This is a genomic window from Bdellovibrio sp. HCB185ZH, assembly GCF_047302455.1.
GTDB lineage: Bacteria > Bdellovibrionota > Bdellovibrionia > Bdellovibrionales > Bdellovibrionaceae > Bdellovibrio.
The window spans coordinates 1465147-1487410 of the sequence record NZ_CP178624.1 but is presented as its reverse complement, the minus strand read 5'-3'; the positions used below and the strand labels follow the sequence as shown (position 1 = coordinate 1487410).

At 45.7% G+C, this 22264-nt stretch carries 16 protein-coding genes; 5 read left to right on the top strand and 11 right to left on the bottom strand.

The window, feature by feature from the left end:
- Window positions 1-82: 82 nt before the first annotated feature.
- Window positions 83-1234, bottom strand: coding sequence for a hypothetical protein (locus tag ACLSU7_RS07260; protein WP_413294892.1), 1152 nt, complete (start codon window positions 1232-1234; stop codon window positions 83-85).
- A gap of 170 nt (window positions 1235-1404) precedes the next feature.
- Between ACLSU7_RS07260 and ACLSU7_RS07255 the strand changes: the two genes are divergently transcribed.
- Window positions 1405-2199, top strand: a complete 795-nt coding sequence (locus tag ACLSU7_RS07255) for a hypothetical protein (RefSeq protein ID WP_413294891.1) — start codon at window positions 1405-1407, stop codon at window positions 2197-2199.
- 138 nt (window positions 2200-2337) lie between these two features.
- The gene (locus ACLSU7_RS07250; RefSeq protein ID WP_413294890.1) at window positions 2338-3138 is read left to right on the top strand and encodes a hypothetical protein; all 801 of its coding nucleotides are present in this window, start codon (window positions 2338-2340) and stop codon (window positions 3136-3138) included.
- Window positions 3139-3328: 190 nt separating this feature from the next.
- On the opposite strand, the gene ACLSU7_RS07245 is transcribed toward ACLSU7_RS07250, so the two are convergent.
- The 6 genes from ACLSU7_RS07245 to ACLSU7_RS07220 form a co-directional block, all read right to left on the bottom strand.
- Window positions 3329-4951 (bottom strand): response regulator, encoded by a 1623-nt coding sequence (locus ACLSU7_RS07245; RefSeq protein WP_413294889.1) that lies wholly within the window; start codon window positions 4949-4951, stop codon window positions 3329-3331.
- A gap of 71 nt (window positions 4952-5022) precedes the next feature.
- Entirely contained in the window at window positions 5023-5859 is an 837-nt protein-coding gene (locus tag ACLSU7_RS07240; protein ID WP_413294888.1) for a CheR family methyltransferase, read from the bottom strand.
- Window positions 5860-9174: a response regulator gene (locus tag ACLSU7_RS07235; protein ID WP_413294887.1), complete on the bottom strand. Its 3315-nt coding sequence runs from the start codon at window positions 9172-9174 to the stop codon at window positions 5860-5862.
- A 260-nt stretch (window positions 9175-9434) separates the two neighbouring features.
- Window positions 9435-9863, bottom strand: coding sequence for a choice-of-anchor D domain-containing protein (locus ACLSU7_RS07230; RefSeq protein ID WP_413294886.1), 429 nt, complete (start codon window positions 9861-9863; stop codon window positions 9435-9437).
- Window positions 9864-10210: 347 nt separating this feature from the next.
- Entirely contained in the window at window positions 10211-10729 is a 519-nt protein-coding gene (locus ACLSU7_RS07225; protein ID WP_413294885.1) for a hypothetical protein, read from the bottom strand.
- Window positions 10730-10876: 147 nt separating this feature from the next.
- A complete protein-coding gene (locus ACLSU7_RS07220; protein ID WP_413294884.1) occupies window positions 10877-11482 on the bottom strand; it encodes a hypothetical protein in 606 nt (201 codons plus the stop codon).
- A gap of 121 nt (window positions 11483-11603) precedes the next feature.
- Between ACLSU7_RS07220 and ACLSU7_RS07215 the strand changes: the two genes are divergently transcribed.
- Window positions 11604-12107, top strand: a complete 504-nt coding sequence (locus ACLSU7_RS07215) for a cysteine hydrolase family protein (protein WP_413294883.1) — start codon at window positions 11604-11606, stop codon at window positions 12105-12107.
- A gap of 9 nt (window positions 12108-12116) precedes the next feature.
- On the opposite strand, the gene ACLSU7_RS07210 is transcribed toward ACLSU7_RS07215, so the two are convergent.
- From ACLSU7_RS07210 to ACLSU7_RS07200, 3 genes are all read right to left on the bottom strand, one after another.
- Complete coding sequence (locus ACLSU7_RS07210; RefSeq protein WP_413294882.1) at window positions 12117-12818, bottom strand: RluA family pseudouridine synthase; 702 nt, start codon at window positions 12816-12818, stop codon at window positions 12117-12119.
- Window positions 12819-12907: 89 nt separating this feature from the next.
- Entirely contained in the window at window positions 12908-15742 is a 2835-nt protein-coding gene (locus tag ACLSU7_RS07205) for a hypothetical protein (protein ID WP_413294881.1), read from the bottom strand.
- Between the two features lie 98 nt (window positions 15743-15840).
- Window positions 15841-20493: a hypothetical protein gene (locus tag ACLSU7_RS07200; RefSeq protein WP_413294880.1), complete on the bottom strand. Its 4653-nt coding sequence runs from the start codon at window positions 20491-20493 to the stop codon at window positions 15841-15843.
- Between the two features lie 396 nt (window positions 20494-20889).
- On the opposite strand from ACLSU7_RS07200, the gene ACLSU7_RS07195 reads away from it, so the two are divergent.
- Complete coding sequence (locus ACLSU7_RS07195) at window positions 20890-21057, top strand: hypothetical protein (RefSeq protein WP_413294879.1); 168 nt, start codon at window positions 20890-20892, stop codon at window positions 21055-21057.
- Between the two features lie 75 nt (window positions 21058-21132).
- Window positions 21133-21333: a hypothetical protein gene (locus tag ACLSU7_RS07190; protein WP_413294878.1), complete on the top strand. Its 201-nt coding sequence runs from the start codon at window positions 21133-21135 to the stop codon at window positions 21331-21333.
- Here the strand turns inward: ACLSU7_RS07190 and ACLSU7_RS07185 are convergent.
- Window positions 21330-22124, bottom strand: coding sequence for a siderophore-interacting protein (locus ACLSU7_RS07185; RefSeq protein WP_413294877.1), 795 nt, complete (start codon window positions 22122-22124; stop codon window positions 21330-21332). The genes ACLSU7_RS07190 and ACLSU7_RS07185 overlap by 4 nt on opposite strands.
- Window positions 22125-22264 lie beyond the last annotated feature (140 nt).

Sequence of the window (22264 nt, the reverse complement as noted above, 5' to 3'; positions counted from 1 at the left end):
ATCTCAATTCAGGATCCAAAGCAATCCCGGTATCCGGCAACGATGTACATGGCATTTACTTACAAAAGCATTTAAAGGTGAACTATTGGCGGTTTCTGCAAAGTCCTTCTCGAACCTTAGCAGGAGTGAAGTTATAGATCATAACTCCGCCATCTTTAAGTAAGCTTGATTTTAATTGATCCAGATAAAGGGGACGGCCACCCATTTCGTCGGCATAGCCCAGTTTTCGGGATTCGAAAGTTCCCTGAACACCTAAGCATCCAGCGGTAAATGTGTAGGGATTCCATCCATGAAGCAGAACGCCACGGCCATGAATGTCTTTATTTCCAGCTTCAAGGCCATCCAATTCGATACCATCTTTGATGTTTGCACTGCGAGGTGGGTCATATCTGCGGGTAACGATAGCTCCATTCGGGGTTTTTTGGGAGCTCGTGCCTGCACCGAAGCCACCGGCTCCGCGGGAGACAGGAATGGGGTTTTTATCGAGGACTTGAGCCACCTGGCCTTGGGAGTTAAAGAAGTACATTTTGCCAGTCATTTCACCGTCGGCGAAATCATTAAAAATAAACGTGTCTGAAGTGACTTTGCCGGAAGCTTTGTTCTTTTTATAAGCGTCTAACGCCATTTGCAGACCGCATTTGAATGTTGGATCATTTTTGACTGAATCCGGAAGGTCTGCACACACATTGTCCTGACCCGACAAAGTGCGGTTCGTATTTGTTACCAAGGCAGTTGAAGCTGCTGCAGCAGAAGATTTCGGATCTGTGATATCCGTCGGCGTGACTAACGATTTGGGCTTATCACCCATGCCGAATAGGTTGAGGAACCAATCGAAAAAGTTGAACTTACTAGATTGGTAAACAGGCGCATCATAATTCAAAGTACAAGTGCCTTTAGAGACACAGCCTTGATCCGCGGAATTTAGAGAGGATTTGTTCAATACCAAATCACCGCTGTTGGCCAGGGATTTTAAAGTCGTGGAATCGGCAGAGCTGTCATTGTTTTTAATGGATTGAACTTCATACAGTGAATCATTGGATACTGTTTTAAAGCCAGATTCCGTTGTGGAGTCGGTCTGGTTGGGATTGAAGAAGGTGTTTTTATTGCCCACCGATTTCACAGAGATTTGCGAGCCTTTGGAAATCGCTCCCAAGGGTTGAATTGCACGGTAAGTGGTTTGCGCAAAAGCCTGTGCGCTTAACAAGATAAGGAATGTACTGAGGATGAATTTCATAGCTTTAGTTCCTTTATTTACTTAATCACCAATCGGTTTATTCAGAGGGTTCCTTTAGATAACGGAGGGCATCCTGGACTAACGAATGAATCCAAACCAGGACCTCGACTATAGCCTTAATTCATTGAAGTTTGATCAAGCAAGAACCTCACAATTCCGAAAAGAAAGGCATGATTGCTCTTTGGTGTGTGATAGGTCTGATTCTTTCTGCTATATCGGTTTCGATGTTGGGGGCGGCATTTTCAATTGTCGGTCTTGCAGCATTGTTTTCCGGTGCAGCCACAGCCGTCATGCTGATGGCGGGATCACTCGAGCTTTCCAAATTCGTTCTAGCGGCGTATCTTCACCAGCGCTGGAATCATTTGAATGGATTTCTTAAAACATACCTTGTCAGTTCGGTTGTGATCTTAAGTGCGATCACGTCCTTAGGTATTTTTGGTTTCCTTTCTGATGCTTATCAGTCAGCAAGTACCGCTTTAACTGCAGAAGCTATCAAAGTGAGTTCATTGAAAACTCAGCAGGCGAGTGCTCGCGCAGAAATCGATCGTTTAAATAAAGCCGTTGATGAAATCCCAGTCACCCGTGTGACCAAAAGAATCGAAACACGCAAAGAAATCGAACCAGGCATCGCAGCTCTTACAAAGCAAATCGAAAATCTACAAGTGCAGATCACGCAAAGTGATTTACATGTTATTGAGCTTAATAAAAAAGTCGGTCCGTTGGTATTTATCGCCAAAGCCTTCAATCTTGAGATTGATTTGGTCGTAAAATATTTGATTATGCTTTTTGTCTCCGTATTTGATCCACTCGCGATCTGTCTGGTCATCGCAACCAGCGGTGCCTTGCAATCACGCCGCGAAGAAAAAAATCAGCCCACTCAAACTGACTCTGAACCGATTCCCACAGGCGACAACGCCGAAGTGGTAGAAATGCGCTTTGTCGACGACAAAGAGGCGGCGGGGTAGACGGTGTTTCTAACCCGAGTTCTTGAAAAAAAAGCTGTCATCCAAACTTTCGGCACAGCTTTAGTCTTTGCACCTATTGGGAACACACTCGCAAAAATGTCGACCCTTGACGGTGTGTACGGCCAATGGACATTCGACATGTTCAAAAGAGTCATAGCCGCCGGCTCCGTATTTAATCAGATTTTATACGTAGCCACCATCGCCATCGGCTTCTTAATGCTAAGAGGCTCAAAAACTGTATGGAAATATGCCCTGGCACTCCTGGGCGGTTACATAGCCTTGCAAGTATCAGACTTCAAACACGTAAAATCCAGCGGCCTAACCTGGACATTCTTTCTAACTAACATCGCGGTCTTCATGTTCATCGCGGATCAGTTGGTATTTAAAGTAGAAAACACAAAACCAACTCAGAAACCAAAAGAAAAACCAAAGACGCCACCAACAATAGCCAAAGTCCCAGCGCAGACACTAGAAGCTTTTGAAATGACGGCAGTGGCGCCCAGTAGTGCGAGCGCCAAGCAGCAACCCACGACATCAATACAATCAAAAGACGTAGTAAGAAAACTCCAACCCACAGAGTTACCAAAAACCCCAGGAAAAGTGGTCGTCTTACAACCGAAACTCCAGGCAAAACCAAAACACGGAAAAATCCCGCAAGTAAAAAGAAAAATCCTATTCCAATTCGCAGGCCAAAATCCCTGGGGCCAACTCATCTCAATTTCAAACAAGGGAATCCAAATCAAGGGCCTAACAACCCCACCAGAAGAAATCATAGACAGAGAAGTAGATCTCATCCTCACTAAATCTCTGAAGGTAAGAACCAAACTAAAACTAAAAAACGAAGACCACTATTTCTTCGACTACGCCGATCTCAACGAATCAAAGACAAAAGAACTCAACCACTGGCTAAGCACCCTACAAGATTCCAAAGCCGCATAGAGCTTCGATAAATACAATCGAATGAAACGAAGATCGCGTCTGCAGGAAGCCTAAAGGCATAGCCTGCTATGCAGTCGACCTCCGTCGGCGCTGGACGCGCGAACCCGCCAAAGGCGGGCGACGGTGAGCCAAGGATGGCGTGTCGACGGAAGAGAAGGCTATGCCTTTAGGCTTCCTGCAGATCCGTGAACTAAGTTACCAGAACGTCCTGAATTTTCCCCAGAAGTTCCTTGCGGCGTGCAGGCTTAGTAAGAACTCCGTCACAGCCAGCGTCCATACACTTCTGTCCTTCTTCCTTCATAGCATGCGCAGTCAAAGCAATGATAGGCTTGGTATAACCCGCAGCCCGGATGCGGCGAACGGTTTCATAGCCATCCATGATCGGCATTTGAATGTCCATCAAGATCAAATCAGGATTTTGTCCTTCCATCATCTCAATAGCTTCAAGACCGTTGGCCGCCTGAATAATTTCCGAGTGGGTGTTGCGCATATAGCGATCAATCAACAGACGATTGTCGCTAACGTCATCCACCACCAGGATTTTTGCACCTTGCAAATCAACTTCTTTACTTAAGCATTCTACTTTTTGTTCAATGGTTTGAGTCGCAGACTGCGCTTTTTCCAAAAGCATTGAAACTTCAAAGAAAGAACCCTCGTTAGGTACGGAAGAAATAAGTTTTAAATCTCCACCCATCGATTTAGAGAGCTCGCGCGAGATAACCAAACCCAAGCCCGTACCGCCATAGCGTTTGCGAGTTGAAATATCAGCTTGGCTGAAGGGTTGGAAAAGTTTTTTGGCTTCTTCGTCAGAGATACCGATACCCGTGTCGCGGATTTCAAACACTACTCTGTCATGGTGATTGCGATCCGGTTGAATATAACAGTGAACTTTAACGGAGCCCTGGCCGGTAAATTTAATCGCATTGCCCGTGACATTTAAAAGGATCTGCTTAATACGCTCCACATCTGAATTATAGTAAAGCCCTGCAGGTACTTTAGATTCCACCTCTAAAGTGATTCCTTTATCAGAAGCTCTGTGACCCAGAGTTGTCGCGATATCTTTCAGCAAATCATCAAAATTAAATGCCGCCTTCACGAAATGCAGTTGATTGGCTTCAATTTTTGAAAGGTCCAAAATATCGTCAATCAGTCGCAGCAGTAGTTCACCGTTACGGCGGATGGCTGCTAGGGAATCCTGCTTTTCAGCTTCACCTAAATCCTCTTGGACTAAAACATCCGAAAAACCCAAAACCGAAGCCAGGGGAGTGCGGATTTCGTGGGACATGTTCGCCAGGAATTGGGATTTGGAAAGGTTCGCTTGCTCTGCACGTTTGCGCAGAAACTCCACCTCTTCCATTTTCGCTTTCAAAAGTTTGTTCTGACGATCCAGGGAAATAAAAGTTTGAACTTTAGACCGTACAATATACGGATCCAAAGGTTTAAACATCAAATCCACTGCGCCACTTTCATAGCCTTTAAAAATAATATTTTGATCCTGCTGTTGAGCAGTTACAAAAATTATTGGTAGATGACGAGTCTTTTGAATGCCGCGAATAAACTGTGCGAGTTCAAAGCCACTCATGTCGGGCATTTGCACGTCTAACAGTGCCAATGCAAAGTCGTGATCTAACAGAAGAGAAAGAGCCTGCTCCGGTTTGTTGGCCGTGATTAGCTCAAGATCATCCGCCTTGATCAATTCGCTCAATGCAAAAATATTATCGGGGTTATCATCCACAATAAGAATCTTCGTTTTGTCCACATTTCCCCCGTGTTTTGAATTCTGCCCAATGGCACTTACTTTCAAAACTTTCATGTTGAATATTTAACAACCAACTTTGGTTTGTTTCCTAGCATTTTATTGTTACTAAAATGCAATCTATAACTCTATTTATGGAAGGTGCGCAACGCGCGCGCCTTCTGATAAATTTTGTCTTCCTTATTAAGTTCATCAAATCCGTCTGCACAGGCAGAGAATCGAATGCTCTCTTTGCTTCCCAACCCCAGGAAAGCGCGGGACGCGAGGGATTCATAAAAGAGTTTGAACACTCTCTCCTGAAGCTCGCGGTTAAAGTAAATCAACACGTTCCGACATAAAATCAAATGGGCTTCAACGAAGCCTTCGCCCGTAGCCATGTTGTGTTCTGAGAACACCACACGCTCACGAAGCTCTGGTATCATTCGCGCGCGATTATAATGAACAGTGTAATAGTCCGAAGGAGATTTATTCCCTCCTGACTCCACATAGTTCTTAGTGAACACGCGGATACCTTCCAAGTCATAGACACCATCCTGAGCTTTTTTAAGAGCGACTGGATTGATATCCGTTGCATAGATAGTGCTTCTTTCCAGAAGTCCTTCTTCGTGCAACAAAATCTGCAAACTATAAACTTCCTCGCCAGTGCTGCAGCCCGCGATCCAAATATTTAAATTTGGATAGGTGCGGAGTACAGGAATCACCTGGGCTCGGAGCGCTTTAAAGAAACTGGGATCACGAAACATCTCACTGGTGTTCACCGTGAAAAGCGGCATGATCTTTCTAAAAAAATCCTCATCGTTCAGTAAGCGAGCCAAAAGATCCGCTTCTGTTGCGATGTTGTGCTTTGCCAGAATGACGTCAATCCGTCGGGTCACAGATGCTTCGGTGTATTTTCTGAAGTCGAATCCGTACTTCAAAAAAATCCCCTCTAGCAATAAGTGACGTTGGACGTTTTCAACTGTCATCTAGAACACGTCTCTTTCATGCAACCAAACTCGCAAGACTGACACCAAATTGCCAATATTGATGGGTTTTGAAAGATAATCATTTGCACCGGAGGCCAGAGCTTTTTCGTGATCGCCTTTCATCGCTTTGGCGGTCAAGGCGATGATCGGAGTCTCTTTATGGTCTAACAGCCCGCGAATGCGTTCCATCGATTCAAAGCCGTCCATTCGCGGCATCATCAAATCCATCAAAATCGCATCGTACGTTCCATCTTTGCCAGCCATATCCAAAGCTTCTTGACCGTCACGAGCAGCATCAACTTTAAAGCCCTTGCTTTCTAAAACGTGCGTCAGGGCAAAGATATTTCTCATGTCATCGTCAACGATCAAAAGTTTGCGTCCTTCGAAATTCTCATCACCTTTTAATCCCGACAGGATCTGCTGTTGTTGCAGTGGTAAAGAGTCCGACACGCGGTGAAGGAAAAGACTGACTTCATCCAAAAGTCTTTCTGGAGAGCGTGCGCCTTTTAGAATGATGCTTTCAGAGTATTTACGAAGATATTCTTCTTCGCGCTTACTGACCTGTTTCGCTGTGTACACGATCACCGGTGGAAGTGGGTGATCCAATTCATTCAGTTTTTCCAGGAAGTCGTTGCCGGTCATATCTGGAAGGGACAAATCCAAAACCAGGCAATCGAAGTGACGCGCCAAAACCTCTTTCAGAGCTTCCTCACCTGTCGCCACAGAAGTCAGTTCAATATCCGGTGCCTGCAATAGAGCGACGATGGCTTCTCTTTGGATTTGATTGTCTTCAACGATCAAAAGCTTTTTCGTTGATTCGGCAGCTACCGTTTTAAGCTGCGCGACAGCGCTGTGGATTTGGTCCATGGTCACAGGTTTGCCAAGGTAACCCATGGCTCCCATACGCAAAGTTTGTTGAGGATAATCCAAAGCTGAAATCATATGCACCGGCACATGGCGAAGCTGTGGAATTTTCTTAAGGGATTCCAAAACGCCAAAACCACTCACACCAGGAAGTTTAATATCCAGCATGATGGCAGTCGGAGTGAACTTGTCCAGAAGCTGCAATGCCAGTTCACCTGAAGTCACCTGTACCGGGAAAAATTCATGATCTTTGGCGGCTTCCGCCACCAGCGCACTGAACTTTTCGTCGTCCTCGATGATCAAAAGAGTCCTTTTTTCGCTGCTGACAGTTTTTAATATTCTATCAACTTCCTCTGACGGGGCAGAGCGCAGCTCTTGGTCAAAGCTGATACTTTTGGAAATATTGATATCCATTTGTGGTTTTGTCGGCGAAGTTAATTCACCCGGCAATACAATCGGTAAACGGATTGTGAACTCACTGCCTTTGCCTTCTTCGGATTGTACGACGATTTGACCGCCCAATAATTCCGACAGTTCTTTGGAAATAGTCAGGCCTAAACCTGTGCCGCCATATTTGCGGCTGATTTGGTTATTCCCCTGTTCAAAGGCTTCAAAGATCGTCAGGCGTTGTTCAGGATTAATACCAATCCCTGTGTCTTTCACAGAGATATCAACGAAGCCGTTTTTAAAGTTATGGGCTTTGATTTCAACGGAACCCATATCGGTGAATTTCACAGCGTTAGACATGAAATTACGCAGGATTTGGCCCAGGCGCTGACCGTCGGTTTCTAAAACCAGATCCTCAACTGTGGAATCCAGAATCACTCGGATCGAGAGGCCTTTTTTCTCGGCTTGAGGTTTGAAAGTCGAAAGCAACTGATCCGTCATGCTTTTTAGCGAAAAGCGTTCAGAACGGATTACGAGTTTTCGGGCTTCGATTTTTGATAAGTCCAAAATATCGTTGATCAGATTCAGTAAATCATTTCCGGCATCGTAAATTGTGCCAGCAAAGTTTTTTTGCTGTTCAGAAAGATTGCCTTCTTTGTTTTCACGAAGAAGAGTGGAAAGAATCAACAGGCTGTTCAGCGGAGTGCGCAGCTCGTGAGACATTTTAGCCAGGAAGTCAGATTTATACTGATTAATCTTTTCTAGCTCTGTATTGCGTGTGTTAACCACGTCTTGCTGTCTTTCCAGCATACGGGCTTGCTCTTCCAGATCTTCATTCGCAGAACGAAGTTCTTCCTGCTGAGTTTGCAATTCTTGCGCTTGCAGCTGAGTCGTATCCAAAAGATTTTCCAGATGCCCGCGGCTTTCAGATGAAGCAAGACCTGTGGCAATCAAATCACAAGACTGCGTGAGGAAATCGCGTTGGTGTTCAGTTAATGGTTGGAAGAACGCAAGTTCAATAATGCCGACAGGTCTTCCCAATGTCAGAAGCGGGATAAGTACCAAAGATGTTGGCTGTGCTTTTCCAAGGCTTGAACCCACCCAGAAATAATTAGCAGGAAGGTGGTTGATTTCCACGATTTCGTTTTTACGATATGCTTCGCCAATTAAGCCGACATTAAGTGGGACTTGCATTATCGGAGCCGCATTCAAGTTTTCGCTGACTCGGGCATAGTGAGCCGTGCTTTCCAAAGAATCCCCGCGGTGCGCGTACATGCTGCCAGCTGGGATTCTTAGTTCATCCGCAATAAAGCTTAAAACTTTTTTCGACAAAGTAGCGGAATCATAATCCATCGCCACAAGTTTAGAGATCTCTGCCACACGAGTTTTCAATGCCAATTCGCGTTCACGGGCCTGGGCTTCGATATTAAGCAGGATCTGACGACGACGGATGATGTAATAAGCCGTGGCTGCAAGGATGATATTTAGCAAGCACGAACCAAACAAAGAAATGACCACGTAGATTTGCGATCTACTCGCCTCTTCCAGTCTTGCATGCAGTAAGCGTTGTTCTTCCGCGTGCATTTTGGTGACAAAGCCCCGGGCTTGATCCATCAGGATTTTGCCTTCGTTCAAAGTTCCTTTGCGCGAGAGGGGGCCGGATTTTTGAAACTGCTGAACATTTTCTTCAAGGACCTCAAAGCGCGACTTTAAAACCGTTTCAAGACTTTTAAGCAATGAGATCTGACTGGGATTATCACCCACTAGATTTCCCAGACGGGCGATGGCAGCTTCGGAATTTGCGATACCTGCATAATAAGGTTCTAGATAGTCTTTGTTACCGGTAAGCAAATAGCCACGCATGCCGGTTTCAGCATCCTTGGCATAGGAGATGACGCTTTCAATTTCAATGACGACTTGATTTGAGTGCAGAACTCTTTGCTCGTCTTTTTTAACGGATTGAAAAGCCGTATAAAGAAAAACAGAATTCAAAACCATGATCGCGACTATGAACAGAAATACCGAATTTAAACCAGTAACGCTACGATTCGTGAATTGTTTCATAGCGCCCTTGTAACTAACTGAGCGCCGATCGCCAAGGCCGAGTCGTGGGTTTTGGTGAATTTTGTCCTCTACGACTCGGTGAGCAATTGAACTTGTAAAATAGTTTTAACAAATTCCATAAGTTTACGGGAAACGTTTGAAGAAATCGCAAACTGGAGTCGCTGATGAAGCCATTTTTGCTATGTACTCCGATTCATTTCCGAATGCGGGAAATGGCGGCGAATTTCGGATTTCACCGCCATATTTTTTTAAAATTTAGGTCAGTAGTTGTAACCCCAACCACGCAGGAAAACCCAAATATCAGATCGTCCAATCAAATCAAAATGCAGACTTCCGTTAAACTGTCCCACTTGTTTGGGTGCGAATTTCACCGTCGCTCTGCAGGCTTGGCCCGGCCACAAAACACCGCCACAGTTTTCTTTGTGACTGAATGCTTTTCCTGAAGTGTCGATGTCGTTTATGTAAAACGGATAGCTGCCGTTGTTGCGAAGGCGAAAGCGTGCATTTTCCGATTTGCCCTTTTTCACGAAGCCAAAATTATAGTTATAGGATTCTTGAACGGTGATCGAATCGTCATTCACGGTAATCGTATGCTCCTCATTGTTCGTCGAATTATCCTCATAAGACTCTTGTGCAAAAACGGGAACACTGATCAGAAAGGCAGCTGCTAAAAACAAAAGCGATTTCACTGAGACCCCCTTTTTTTCTTCATCATCGGCAACTCAAAGTTCGCAGGCAAAATGTTATTTTCCCTCCCAGACTGTCAGAAACGGGACTGATATTTGCTAATTACTCAGATACGGATTTCAAGAGCTTGTTTAATCATTCTAAAGGTTGGCAGGGTTCCGTTGGGGCCACTGTCTATATGTTGGTCGCTTTAATGATGCCAGCGCAAGCTAGTGAGATCCGACAGAATTTTTAGACTGTTGTGTCGCCCATGACATTTCCTATTGGCAGGGCGGAACCGAAGCTCGACATAAAAAAAACCGCTGACTTTTCAGTCAACGGCTTTCCTTAAAGAATAAATCTTTGAAAATTACTGTTGGATTTTACCAGTAACTTGGAAGTGCAAGCCTACAGTTGTTGCACCAGCGCCGCATTGAGCAGCAGCATCTGAAGCTGGAACGTAGATCGCTGCGCGACCGTGAAGGTATTTGTAGTTGTTAAGTTTCAAAGCTGCATCAAGGAAAGCTTTACCAGCTGTGCAAGCAGATGTGCCTTCGATTGCGTAAGCGCGAGAATCAACAAGTTGAGCTGTTTTAGCTGCGTTGTCAGCGAATACCAGAGCAGAGTACTTACAAACAGAACCTTCTTCAGAGAAAGTACCTTTGATCAAAAGATTGTCCAAAGAGTAGTCTGTCGTCGCAGTTGCCAACTGAACATTGAAAGCTGCGAAGTCAGCAGGGATTGTTTGAGTTTGAGTGTTGCCATCGTCACAAACATAAGCTGTGAATTTAGACATCCAACGCTCACCTGGAAGAGTCAAATCTTCGTTTGGTGCAGCGAAAGCTGAAGAAAGAGACAAAGTAGCTAGCAAAACTAGAACTGATTTCATGTGATATCCTCCATCGGATTTTTATTAATCGTGGAGTTGTTCTACGAATCTTTTATTGAAAGGGTCAAGCAGACGACGAAAATAAGACCTTTCGTTTTCAATGGCTTTTCATCTTGCTTTCGTTTTGCCGTTTGACGTTTACAAAAGTTAATTAAGGACACGAATTGCCGTCACATGCATCAATTCGCAAGCGCCAGCACCGGTGTCATCGCGACTGAGGGAACTCTTCCATTCGCCACCATCTTTGGTGCTCACCATCACTAAGCTTCCGGTCAATTCGATCAAATTTCCTTCGCGCAAACCAATGACGACATCGCGGATGATTTTATTTGCCGGAATGATATGGACGTTTGCGCTATGGCGCATGATTTCTTGTTCAGAGATCGGCGGATTCTTCCAGCGCACATGATAATAACGAAGTGATTGACCGATGCTTAATTCATCTAAAATTTTTGAATCCGACATCGGTCCCCAGCCCAGGGCAAGATCGATCGGGGAGATTCCTGCCCCCGGATCAAAATAATATCTATTCGTCGAAAGAACCCGCGCACGAATTTTATACCGCGCTAAAGGTTCAACGACGCCTGCATCAATGCGGATGGGTTTTTTATCGCTCTCAGCAATCTGTTCCTGAACGGGGTCTTCAGGTATTAAGACTCCATCAGCGACAGGCACCGGACGACCTCTCCAATAAAGGATAGCTGCCAAGAGCAGAGCGCCGATCGTAAATGTCTTGCGATTGAATTCAAACATTCCTCTTTATTCTAGATGAATCGTGGGGCTAAGCAAGTCTTTGTGCCGGAAGCAAGGAGAGCAGTGGTCTATTGGGCCAGGATGAGATATTCTAGCTCCTATGAACTTGAACACTGCTCTAATGTTAGTCGATGTCCAGGCAAACATGTTTGCTCCTTTTAATCCCGTTTTTGAATCTGAGGCGCTGCTTGAGAACGTTCAAAAGCTTTTGGAATTGGCTCGTGCCTCGGGCACGCAGGTCATCTTTGTGCAAAACAATGGAAAACCGGGGGAGCCTGACGAAACTCGCACCGAGGGTTGGATGCTGCATTCTGAGCTGGTTATTGAAAATGGTGATTTGATAGTACAAAAACATCATCCTGATCCCTTCACGGATTCAGAACTCCATTCGACGCTTAAGAAAAAAGGTATTCACAAGCTTATTATCGCCGGCCTGCAGTCAGAGTACTGTATTGATGCCACTTGCAGAAAAGCCTGTGAGTTGGGCTATGGGGTGACTCTGGTAAGCGATACTCACAGCACTTATCCTTCACACGAAGGAACGGCCGAGCAAATCATCAGACGCGTGAACGCGGGTTTGGGTGATATGATCAGCTTGTGGGCTGTTTCAGAAATTCAGGCTTAAATTTTAAAATTAATATTCGTAATCGATCAAAGTTTTAAAGTACGCGGGAACGCGTGCTTTAAATTGCAGGCGCTTTTTGTTGTGCGGATGATTGATTTCAAGTTCAGCCGAGTGCAGGAACAAATTCTTAAATGGAGTATTTGGTTTTCCGTACTTGGTGTCACCCACGATCGGATGCCCTTCGCCAGACAAATGCACACGAATCTGATTTTTCTTTCCCGTTAAAAGATTGATTTTTAAAAGGCTGAACTTATCGGTTTCTTTTAAAACCGTGTATTCCGTGATGGCAAGTTTGCCTTTGTCAGAATCCTGGCTGGAGTGAACCACGTATTCATCGTCTTCACTGAGGTAACTTTGGATCGTGCCGCTTTTTTTCTCAAGCTTGCCATGAACAACGGCGTAGTAAGTTTTGCTGAAAGACTTCCAGTTATCCTTTAGCCAATTCATCACCTCTTCTGATTTAGCAAAAACCAAAACGCCGGAGGTTGCCTGATCCAGGCGATGAACGACATAAACTACTTTTGTGGAGCGCGGATTGCCTTTGCGCACCCACTGATTCAAAAGAGCGTGAACAGTGTTTTCGCGTTCCCATTTCGCGGCGACAGTTAAAATTCCCGGAGACTTATTGCCGACGATAATATCTAAATCCTCGTGCAGGATTTCGAAACCCTTAGGTTGGTATTTTTTAGGAATTTTTTTAGGAGCTGGCATGACTCCTTGGTAGCAGTTCTTGCCCCAAGGAGCACGCATTTAATGAGGGAGGCCCTGAAATGGGCGAAAATTTCCCGGTTTTCTAAGTCTTAGAACATCGTTAGCTGAGTACCAACGTAAAGTTCAACCTCATCCTTATCTGGATCAGCTTTATGGATGTAACGTAAACCCCAGCTAAGCGGCAGGAAGCGGAAGAACTTTGATTGCAAGATAAGCTCCGCACCCGCGCTCTTAAGGTTGTAATCGACATCAAGAGCTGTGTATTTCGTATTATCCACAAAAAGGTTGGCATAGATGCGGTTTACGTAAATCCATAGGCCCGCATTCCAATCGGGGTAAGCGATAGGGAACATGTAGTTAAAAGACGCCTTCGCAAATTGATCTGACGTCTTATAGTCAAAGCCACGGGAGTAAACATAACCCACGGGATTGATCAGAGGCGGAGAGAATAAATAGCGACCCATGCCCTCGGCTGCCTTTTGACCGCTGAAGGAAAGAAGGATGCTGTTGTTTTTAAAAATCCCCGGCGTGGTGAAATCAAGATTTGCATAGGTCCGATAAGAACCCGGCAAAGATTCATCATCCATGGCTGTGGCATCTTCGTATTCCGCCAGCAATGTCACACTCCACGGAGGAAGAATTGCACGCGTGTGCGCTTCTTTGGCGTAAGTAAATTGGAAATTAACCGTTTGATCGACGTATTGGGAAGAGCCCGTGCCCGGAATACCGATGTCATCGACTTCGTAGCTTTCTGTGCGCAGAATTTTTGCTGAATACCCCAGACCCATGAGTCCTGAGTACATGTGGTGCTTAAATCGGTAAGGCAAAAGAATGCCAAGACCGTAGGAGCCCTCGCGCCATTCAAGATCTTGTTCAGGCTCTGAGTTCATCACATTCGTTTTGCGATTGCGGATATCACCCAAAAGACTTAGCACCGGCCAATAGCGTTTGAAATCAATCTGTAAAGACGTGTAAGGAACATTTTCTTCCCCATCGCTTCCCAGCGCAATTGTCGCGCCGAAATCGCGAAGGTAGTTATCGGTCATTACGGTCAATCCAAAACCACGAGCCGCAAAAAAGCTCCAGCTGTGGGGAGTGAAGGCGCGGGCATCAAAACCACCGTAATCTTCTTCGTGGTATTTTGAAGCATTTTTTGTATCAAAACTCAATTGATCGGCAATTTTCACTTCTGGAAATTTATTGTAAGCATCGCTAGGGTTGTCACCCAAAAACTTGGAATCCACTAATTCCGTTTTTGCAATTGGTTTACAATCGCTCAAAGAGCCTTTCTGGATACGGTTTCCATAGGGAAATTGTTCAGAATAGTAAAATTCAGAACCCGCAAATGTCGGGGAGTATGAGGCGATTTTACTTTGTGTACACTGAGTAAAGGCCATTGTTGCCGTGTTCAGTTTCAGGATCTCGATGGTTCCTTTGTATTGGGATTCGAACAGGACTTCGCCATTGCCATTAGAGTGCAAAGAGAACAAGTTGTTACGCGAGCCTGGCAAGATGGTCGTGAAATTATCAGAACCAAAACTTGCAAGAATCATCGAGCGGTAGCCAGCTTTATCCAAAGCAAAGACCACCAATTTATCTTTATCCAGGGAAACTGCTTCCACCAGATTTAAGTTTGCCAGTTTCAAAGTGCGCAGACGTTTGCCAGAAAGATCAAATTCCACAATTTGCCATGTTTGATCCTGTAAGTATTCAGTAGCTAAAACGGTTTTTCCGTCGTGACTGAAGTGTGGATTGTAAACGCGCAAATCTGAAGTGATGTATTTATGAGAGCCCGATTTCAAATCCACCAAGACCAGATCTGAATAGCCTTGAAAGCCATAACGAGGATGTGGAAGGAAATCACTATAGACTGCATGATTAGCAGAGTAATCCAAGCGGCCTAAGTCCCCTGTGTATGGGATCTCGACCACTTTTTCAGTTTCAGTGCCGGTTTTTTTATACAAAGCCGGAAGTTTATTTAAATCGTATTGCACGAAATAAGTCACACCGTCTTGAAACTTAGGATCTGTCGCCACCGAGTATTCGGTTTTTTCTAAGCCCGGGAATGAATCCTTGGACCACTGCTTACGAAGTTCGTCAAATGATTCGTAATAGAATTTTCTGAACGAGGTTCCAGAAATATCCTTAAACGCGTTTTCAAATCTCCACGGGTGAGGACCACGGCTGTTTCTTTCGTTGATCTTTTCCCAGAAGTCGTCTCCGTATTTTTGGTAGGCACGGGAAATCAGAATATAACCATAGACGTACTGATTCACCAGGCTGTCTTGATAAGTGCCGCTGATGAATTGGTCATAAGTGGGTGTGGCACGACCTAAAAGAATCGCTTTTAAACGCGCCAGGAATCGGGGGGAGCGGCCACGACCTGCATCAGTAAATTTTGTTTCCGCGTAAACGGCATCGCCCTCTTTCATCCAGGATTTATTCACCAAGGTGTCAGCCAGCGCAATACCCAGGTCCCCAAACAGATAGTTAAAGTAATCAACCGTGTTGTGGCTAAAAGCATCGTACTGTTGAACGTGGCGGTATTCATGAATTGAAAGTGTTTGGTACCACTCAGTCGATCCCACGATCGGAGAGAATGTCGCAGATCCATACCACTCAGTACGGCGCGGTGCCAGTGTCACAAATCCATTGGGCTCGGCCATTTGGTCACGAATGATCAAAGTGACTTTCTTGGGAGTTTTAATGCCGTAAGAAAGACCCACCACATGAGAGTAGTGTTCGATCATGTTCGCGACATAGATCGCGCGGCTTTTGAAAGTTTCAGGATAGATCACTTTCACAAAATCATTTTCAATCGTTTTCCACTCTGTGGAAGAGGGACTTTGATCGATGATGGAGAGTTGAGCCTGTGCTGTTACGGCGTTCAGTGCGAAAGCAAAAACGATAAAGAAAAACCGCATTGTTACCTCGAGACGGAGTTAATTAAATACGGTTTAACTATATTTGGTTGAGTTCAAACGGCAATGAAAAAGCAAAAGCTGCAAAGTGTAAAGGGCACTTACGGCAGAAGTGGGGTGACCAGAATGCGACGTTTATACGAGTCTTGCATCACGAGACCCATCGGCGTGATTTTTAGTACAAAAGCTTTACCTCTGCTGCCCGGTAAAGTACCTGGCAGATTCAATCCCGAGACTGAGATGGATTGGAATCCCACGCCCGGGCGGAAGCTAAACACTTCGGTAATTCCCGTCGCGATATTATTCGCCAGCATATAGAAATCGTCGTTGTCGTTATTATAAACGGCATCAATCCAAATTCTTCCGGTTGGATAATTTGTCTGAGCTGTTAAATCCATTACGTCAACGATCGTGGCTGGTGATCCCGGAACGATCTTACGAATCTTATCCGCATCAAAGATCAGCAAGTTTCCGTCTTTATCAGGCTGCATACCATAGACACGTTTTAATGGTACTGTTGTCGCTGTCGTCGCACTGGAAACTGTCGAGGTGCCGATGGTTCCGTTACCGGCAATCGCTGTCCCTGTAGCGCCGTCCCCTTTATAGATTTTTAAGTTCGTCGTTAAGCCGCTGTCAGAATAGGAAGTCCAATAATAGCTATTATCTGGCAGGAACGTTGCCGTCCAGCCCCAATCATACTGACTGGAATTAGCATAGAGAGTTGAGAAGCCGCCAAAGTTTGCATTGCCGGTGGATCCCCATGATCCCACATCGAGACCATACCAAGTATAGCGGCTGCTGCCATCCAGACCATTAAATGTTAAGCGACGATCTGGGGATACGTGGATGGTACCAAAGGTATTCAATGTGGAATTCAAAACGGAAGCAAAGGCTGTATCCACGCGAGTGACAGCGACATCGGTGCCTCCTGATGGAACGCTGACTTTTATGCGACGTACATGGCGGATACCACGAGTATAAAGATATCCCTCTTTAGCCGTGCTGTCATACTCCCAGCCCAGTCCTGCGATGGAAGTAAATGCCGCCTGTGTTGGATCGGTTCCGTTACCAAAAGTCAGGAAGGAGCTACCACCAATTTTCGTCGAAGAAAGTGACGTGTTGAATTTTACTTCGAACAATTCATTTGTTTCGCGCGATACGATGTAGACCGCTTTATCGGATGAACCCATCGACACCTGGATGGCGTCAATCGTGTCTGAAGCCAGAGTTGTTTTAACTCCGGCTGTCACACCCGTTGTCATATTCATATAAGTGACATCGCGACCACTCCGCGCATTTTGCATACAGAAGAGTTTCGAGGTGTCACTACCCATAAAGACACCGCGGGAACAATAGCTCGCATCACCCTCAGCAGCTGTACCTGTGACCGCCGAGATTTTATATCGTTGAGTCGCAGAATCTTGTGTTAATTCCAGTTTACTTGCCTGATTGGCAGCTGTTCTCCACCAGATAAAGATGCGGCTTCGGTCAGGAAGGACCGTAATCCAGGCACCGCGGGATGTTGGAGACGTCACGAACTTACAAGGCAAGGAAAGATCGTCAGTGAAAACCGAAGAACTGACTGTTGGCGTATAGTCGGTACACATCGATGTATTACCGATAATAAGTTTTGGCGTGCTGGATGTGTTATTCAAATCGATTTCATAGAAAGCATTTGCCGAGATTTTATCTGTATACAAAGACGGGAAGTAGTAATAACCCGACTTTAAATACATATCAAAACTTGGACCTGAATTCGCCAGGCGGTCATCGCCTGTTAAAAGAGGCACGGTTCTGTTCCAGATGATGCTTTTATCTGAAATCTTAATGCGCGTAATCGTATGACAAGGCGTCGATACAATCGTCATTGTGTCGTCAGTGATATCGATAATTTTTGGAGTGGTGAATTTTGCGACAGAACTTGTCGGGCAGCCCTCGACAAACATTTCCCCCAGCCACTCTGTGATCAATCCTGTTTGGCGGTCGATTTTCGTGATTGCATGGCGCAGGCGAGAGCCTGAGTACAAGTTATTCTGGGCATCCCCAAAAAAACCACTGGAATTTGAAATGTCAGCTGCACTGATGTGAACGCCAGTTTCTAAGTTCCCCGGGTCACCAACCAGAATTTGCCATGCAGAGTTTTGAATTGCAGAAAGGGACGTTGTGATCACACCACCGGCAGTTTTACATGCAACCAGAACGCGGATGGGCGTGGAGGCAGAAATGGCAGCTCCCTCGGGTGTCGTCGCTGGAATCGTCCAATTATATGTTCCAGAAGCAGGCAGATTCGAAGACGTATCATCCACGATCGTAAAATAACTTAAACCATCATCAATCGTGTACTGAATGCTGGAGATAGGTTTTGTTGCAAGACCAATATCCGCACTGTTGCTTGTACACTGCCAAGTGATGGGCATGACGTTTCCAGGCAAATATGTGCCGGAACCCGCAGGGGAGGTCACTTTGATACTTGGAGGATTTCCGGTATCCAGTTTCAAAGTCACAGACTTCGTCAGGGACATGATCCCTGCGTTATTTTTAATTTGTGCATAAACGGTGTGCGTGCCCGGCGTATTGGCCATCGAGAAACTGAATTTCGCCGCAGAAAACGGCATCCAACCCACACCATCATCGGTATTAACGTCAAAGTCAGTTTCAGAGATACGCATGTACGAAGTCGCAGATGTGGAAGATGTGACATTGAGTTGCGCATTCACCGATGCAAGACCCACGACAGCGGCACCATCGGCAATCGTTAAGGTATTGATGACCGGACGCTCTGATTCCACAATCAGGTCTTTAACGTAAGTGGCTTGGTTGGAAGCAGCGTCCGTGACGGTGACTTTTAGTTTTACTGTCTTAAGTGTTGCAGCAGTATTCCAAGTCGCATTGTAAGTTTGGTTGCTTGCACTTGTTGCTGGTAAAGCCTGGGTCGAAAGCACGGTGTAATTGGCACCCGCGTTTTCACTGTATTCCAGAACTGTGTTTTGAGCTGTGGATGTGTGAATATCCGTCACTCGCCAAGTCACCGTTGCCGCCACGCTTGTTCTTTGGTCGACGGTTGGAGCAACCCACGTGATGACCGGGGGAGTTGTATCTAAAACGATAGCTTTTGTATCTGACGTCGCAGAAATATTTCCAGCGGTGTCTTTAGCCCAAATATAAAGAGTGTGGGTTCCTTCGCCAACGACCGTGTAGTTGTGAACAACCGGGGTCGCAGCACAAGCAGCCCAGGCCGGATTGCTTGCCAGGGGAGCGCCGGCGGTTTCGGTAATTAACAAGGTCGCCGTATCTGTGCAATCAGCCACGGTTAATCCCACAACCGGGTTGTTGGTTAATGTCGCCGTCGTCAAAGTTGCGACAGGGGCATTCGGTGGGGTGTTATCAAATACGAAAGCAGCAGGTGTTGTTGTCGTAAAGTTTCCCGCGGCGTCTTCACCATATAATCGCAAATAACCTGATGCCGCTGGCGTGTAACCCGTGTAGGGGGAGGTGGCAGCTGTTAAAGTCGCAACGTCAGAGTACGTGGTGTTATCGACTGAGTACTGAAGTTTTAAAACCGCAACACTTGAGGTCACATCGCTTGCAGAAAAGGCCAGGCTCATCGCCGTCGACGCCTGAGTCGCAGAGGGGACCGTTAATGATAAAACGGGAGGCGTCGTATCGTAAGTGACATTAATCGAAGTGGCAGTTGTTGAGATATTTCCTGCCGCATCTTTCGCCCAAAGATAAACAGTCTTAATTCCGTCACCCATGGATAAATTGTAGCTTTCCGATTGCGCCGCCGCTGTGGAGCAAGTCCGCGTGAAATCAGAAAATGCAACTCCGCTGGAAGTTGCACTTTCGGAAAGCGCGAAAGTTGAAAAGGTGTCGCAGTTTGCGAGGAGCGCCCCGGTTGCGACACTCACCGTGGTCGAAATCGAATTCGTCACCGCCGCCGAAGTCAGACTCAGCGTTGGAGCCACGGCGGGAAATGTATTTAGAATATTCACAGAATATTCCTGATCAAAGACCGCATAGCTTGAATCAATCAAACCACCGCCGTCATCGGTGCCGATTTTCAAACGAATGACGTTCGAACCTTGGGAATTTTTTGAAGGAGTAAATGCATAAGTCGCAGAAGTTCCATCAGAGTTTCCATTTAAATACCATTCATAGGCTGCAGAATAACTTCCGTACCAGTGGGCGGCTGTGACAGTATGACTTGCCGAACTCATTTCGTTGTATGCAGTGGGCGCTGTCAGCGTATCGATATAAGGGGGCACCATCGAAACCAAGTCCGTGATCGCATTTAATCCAAAAGTCGAGACCACCTGCGCACTTTGTGCAGCACCACTGCCAGCAGTCAAACTGTCATAAACTTCGCTCATCGATTCAGATGTGCTAACGTTGGGGGTGCTTTCAATCGTGGAAATCACCGCTTCCAGTTCCGCACTGCTAAGATCCTGAAGTTTTTTAACGCCACTTACTTGAACGTAAGGCACCAGGCCCACGATGCTTGTCGTATAGTTGACGATTTGGTTTTCCATTCCTGTGACAGGACGGCTTAGTTTTTTACCGCAGGCATCGACCTTGACGAAATATTTTGCAGCAGGGGCAATGGCAAATAGGTTGGTGAATTCAAATCCATAATTAGAATCCAGATTCACAGACGCCAGAGGAGTTTCATCGACGGAACCGTCGCTGTTGAGCTGATGCAGGTAGGCTTTCTTGTCTCCCGCTGCGCACACGGCAGAGGAAGTAATGCCTGTCATTTGCACTTTACCAGTCAGGGTATTGCCATGCTCGGACCAAATATTTAAATCCAGACTACAGGCTGAAAGAAATAATAGGGCGCAAATTCCCAGATATCGTGCGATCTGAGACAGTCCAGTTTTGAGACTAAATTCGCGTGTTCCCCATACGTGCATGTGTAATTAATCGGTATATAGGAACGTTCGCTGAATATTCACAGAGGGGAAATCATCAATATATTTTGATCAGTGACTCCAGTTCATATTTCTGAATGTATTTTCGAGAATCATTTTGCTTAGGATGTTGAATTACTCGCGTTTCTAACTTCGCGAAGCGAACGCTGATTTTAAACACCAGTCCTTTTCCTGACTGAAAATTCCCTTATAGTCACAGGCAAGAGTAAAAGGAGGTGCCACATGGCTACCAATAAAAACAGTCGTAAAAGTTCAAGTACAAAAGGAAGTTCTCAGGGCCGTTCAAGCTCTGGTAGATCATCATCAGGTTCTTCACGCGGCAGCAGCTCCGGCGGCAGTTCGCGTTCTTCTTCAAGAAACCAATCTTCAATGATGGAAGATGATGAATAGGTTTTTTTGAATAAAATAAAAGGAGCCTGAGTAAACTAGGCTCCTTTTATTTGAGACCTCCAAAAGGAGTTCACCATGCAAACCAGAAATTTGATTTTAACCGCCGTCGGTGCCGTGGCCTTGGGATATGTGTTGAATAAAATTATTCAATCACAACGGGAAGTACCAACCGTAGCAGCAACAACAGGAACCCGCGAAGAAGAAGTCGACATGACTATCGATGATTCATTCCCCGCAAGCGATCCACCTTCGTGGAGCCCTGGAAACATCCACTAGTGCTCTTGCCCCGCACTCCAATACCCTGTGGCCTTAATCCATTCTTCGCGAGCACCGCGAATCGTGATGAGCAGCTCTTTGATCTGCATGGCACAGGATTTTTCTAAAGCAATCCACGCAAAATAGTCTCCATCAAAAATGGGCAGGCTGGCGATTTTTAGTTTTAACTCTTCCACCTGCCCCGCGGGACGACCATTCCTGTACAGCCAATGAATTTCTGCTTTTCCCGAATGAGAAAGGTCGATCTTTTGCGAAGGGTCTTCTGTTTCTATGACCACCACGGCGAAAGAATCCTTGGGAAGTTCTTGCAAGCGACGGGCAAATGACGGAATTGCGGACTCGTCACCAATCATTAAATACCAGTCGAAATTATAAGGCACAACACGGGAACCGCGAGGACCACCGATTGTTAAGGTCTGACCGATAGAAGCATTCTGAGCCCACTGCGACCCCGGGCCTTCACCATGCAGAACAAATTCTATATCTAATTCACGGGCAGCGGAGTCGATCCGCTTAGGCGTATAGTCGCGCATAATGGGCTTACGACCATCTGCTGAAGGTTGCAGGCCATTTGGTCCCATCACCGGCAGAACTGGATCTGTTTCGCCTGGATAAGGGAAGAATGCTTTAATATGATCGTCAGGTGAAAGCGAAATGAAATCACTTAAGTCGTCACCGGTGAAAGTAATTCGTTTGATTCGCGAAGTAACCTGCTCCACTCGTTTGACGGTGAGTACGCGTCTTTTCACTTCGTGCATAACAGTTTTAATGTCTCTGTTTTTCTGTTCCATAGTATCTCCAACCTCAACTTAGGGAAGAGATTCCAATTTCACAAGGCTGACGTAAAAAAGTCAGTCAACAGAAACCGAAATGAAAAATATTGGCGGGGCTAATTTTTTTTCCTTGAGCAAAGGTATTCCGCATTTGGTTC

Coding starts and splice junctions, on each gene's coding strand:
- ACLSU7_RS07255 (WP_413294891.1), top strand. CDS start 1,405: ATGATTGCTCTTTGGTGTGTGATAGGTCTGATTCTTTCTGCTATATCG.
- ACLSU7_RS07190 (WP_413294878.1), top strand. CDS start 21,133: ATGCAAACCAGAAATTTGATTTTAACCGCCGTCGGTGCCGTGGCCTTG.
- ACLSU7_RS07200 (WP_413294880.1), bottom strand. CDS start 20,493: ATGACAGGCATTACTTCCTCTGCCGTGTGCGCAGCGGGAGACAAGAAA.
- ACLSU7_RS07240 (WP_413294888.1), bottom strand. CDS start 5,859: ATGACAGTTGAAAACGTCCAACGTCACTTATTGCTAGAGGGGATTTTT.
- ACLSU7_RS07215 (WP_413294883.1), top strand. CDS start 11,604: ATGTTAGTCGATGTCCAGGCAAACATGTTTGCTCCTTTTAATCCCGTT.
- ACLSU7_RS07205 (WP_413294881.1), bottom strand. CDS start 15,742: ATGCGGTTTTTCTTTATCGTTTTTGCTTTCGCACTGAACGCCGTAACA.
- ACLSU7_RS07235 (WP_413294887.1), bottom strand. CDS start 9,174: ATGAAACAATTCACGAATCGTAGCGTTACTGGTTTAAATTCGGTATTT.
- ACLSU7_RS07225 (WP_413294885.1), bottom strand. CDS start 10,729: ATGAAATCAGTTCTAGTTTTGCTAGCTACTTTGTCTCTTTCTTCAGCT.
- ACLSU7_RS07195 (WP_413294879.1), top strand. CDS start 20,890: ATGGCTACCAATAAAAACAGTCGTAAAAGTTCAAGTACAAAAGGAAGT.
- ACLSU7_RS07250 (WP_413294890.1), top strand. CDS start 2,338: ATGTTCAAAAGAGTCATAGCCGCCGGCTCCGTATTTAATCAGATTTTA.
- ACLSU7_RS07220 (WP_413294884.1), bottom strand. CDS start 11,482: ATGTTTGAATTCAATCGCAAGACATTTACGATCGGCGCTCTGCTCTTG.
- ACLSU7_RS07210 (WP_413294882.1), bottom strand. CDS start 12,818: ATGCCAGCTCCTAAAAAAATTCCTAAAAAATACCAACCTAAGGGTTTC.
- ACLSU7_RS07245 (WP_413294889.1), bottom strand. CDS start 4,951: ATGAAAGTTTTGAAAGTAAGTGCCATTGGGCAGAATTCAAAACACGGG.
- ACLSU7_RS07185 (WP_413294877.1), bottom strand. CDS start 22,124: ATGGAACAGAAAAACAGAGACATTAAAACTGTTATGCACGAAGTGAAA.
- ACLSU7_RS07260 (WP_413294892.1), bottom strand. CDS start 1,234: ATGAAATTCATCCTCAGTACATTCCTTATCTTGTTAAGCGCACAGGCT.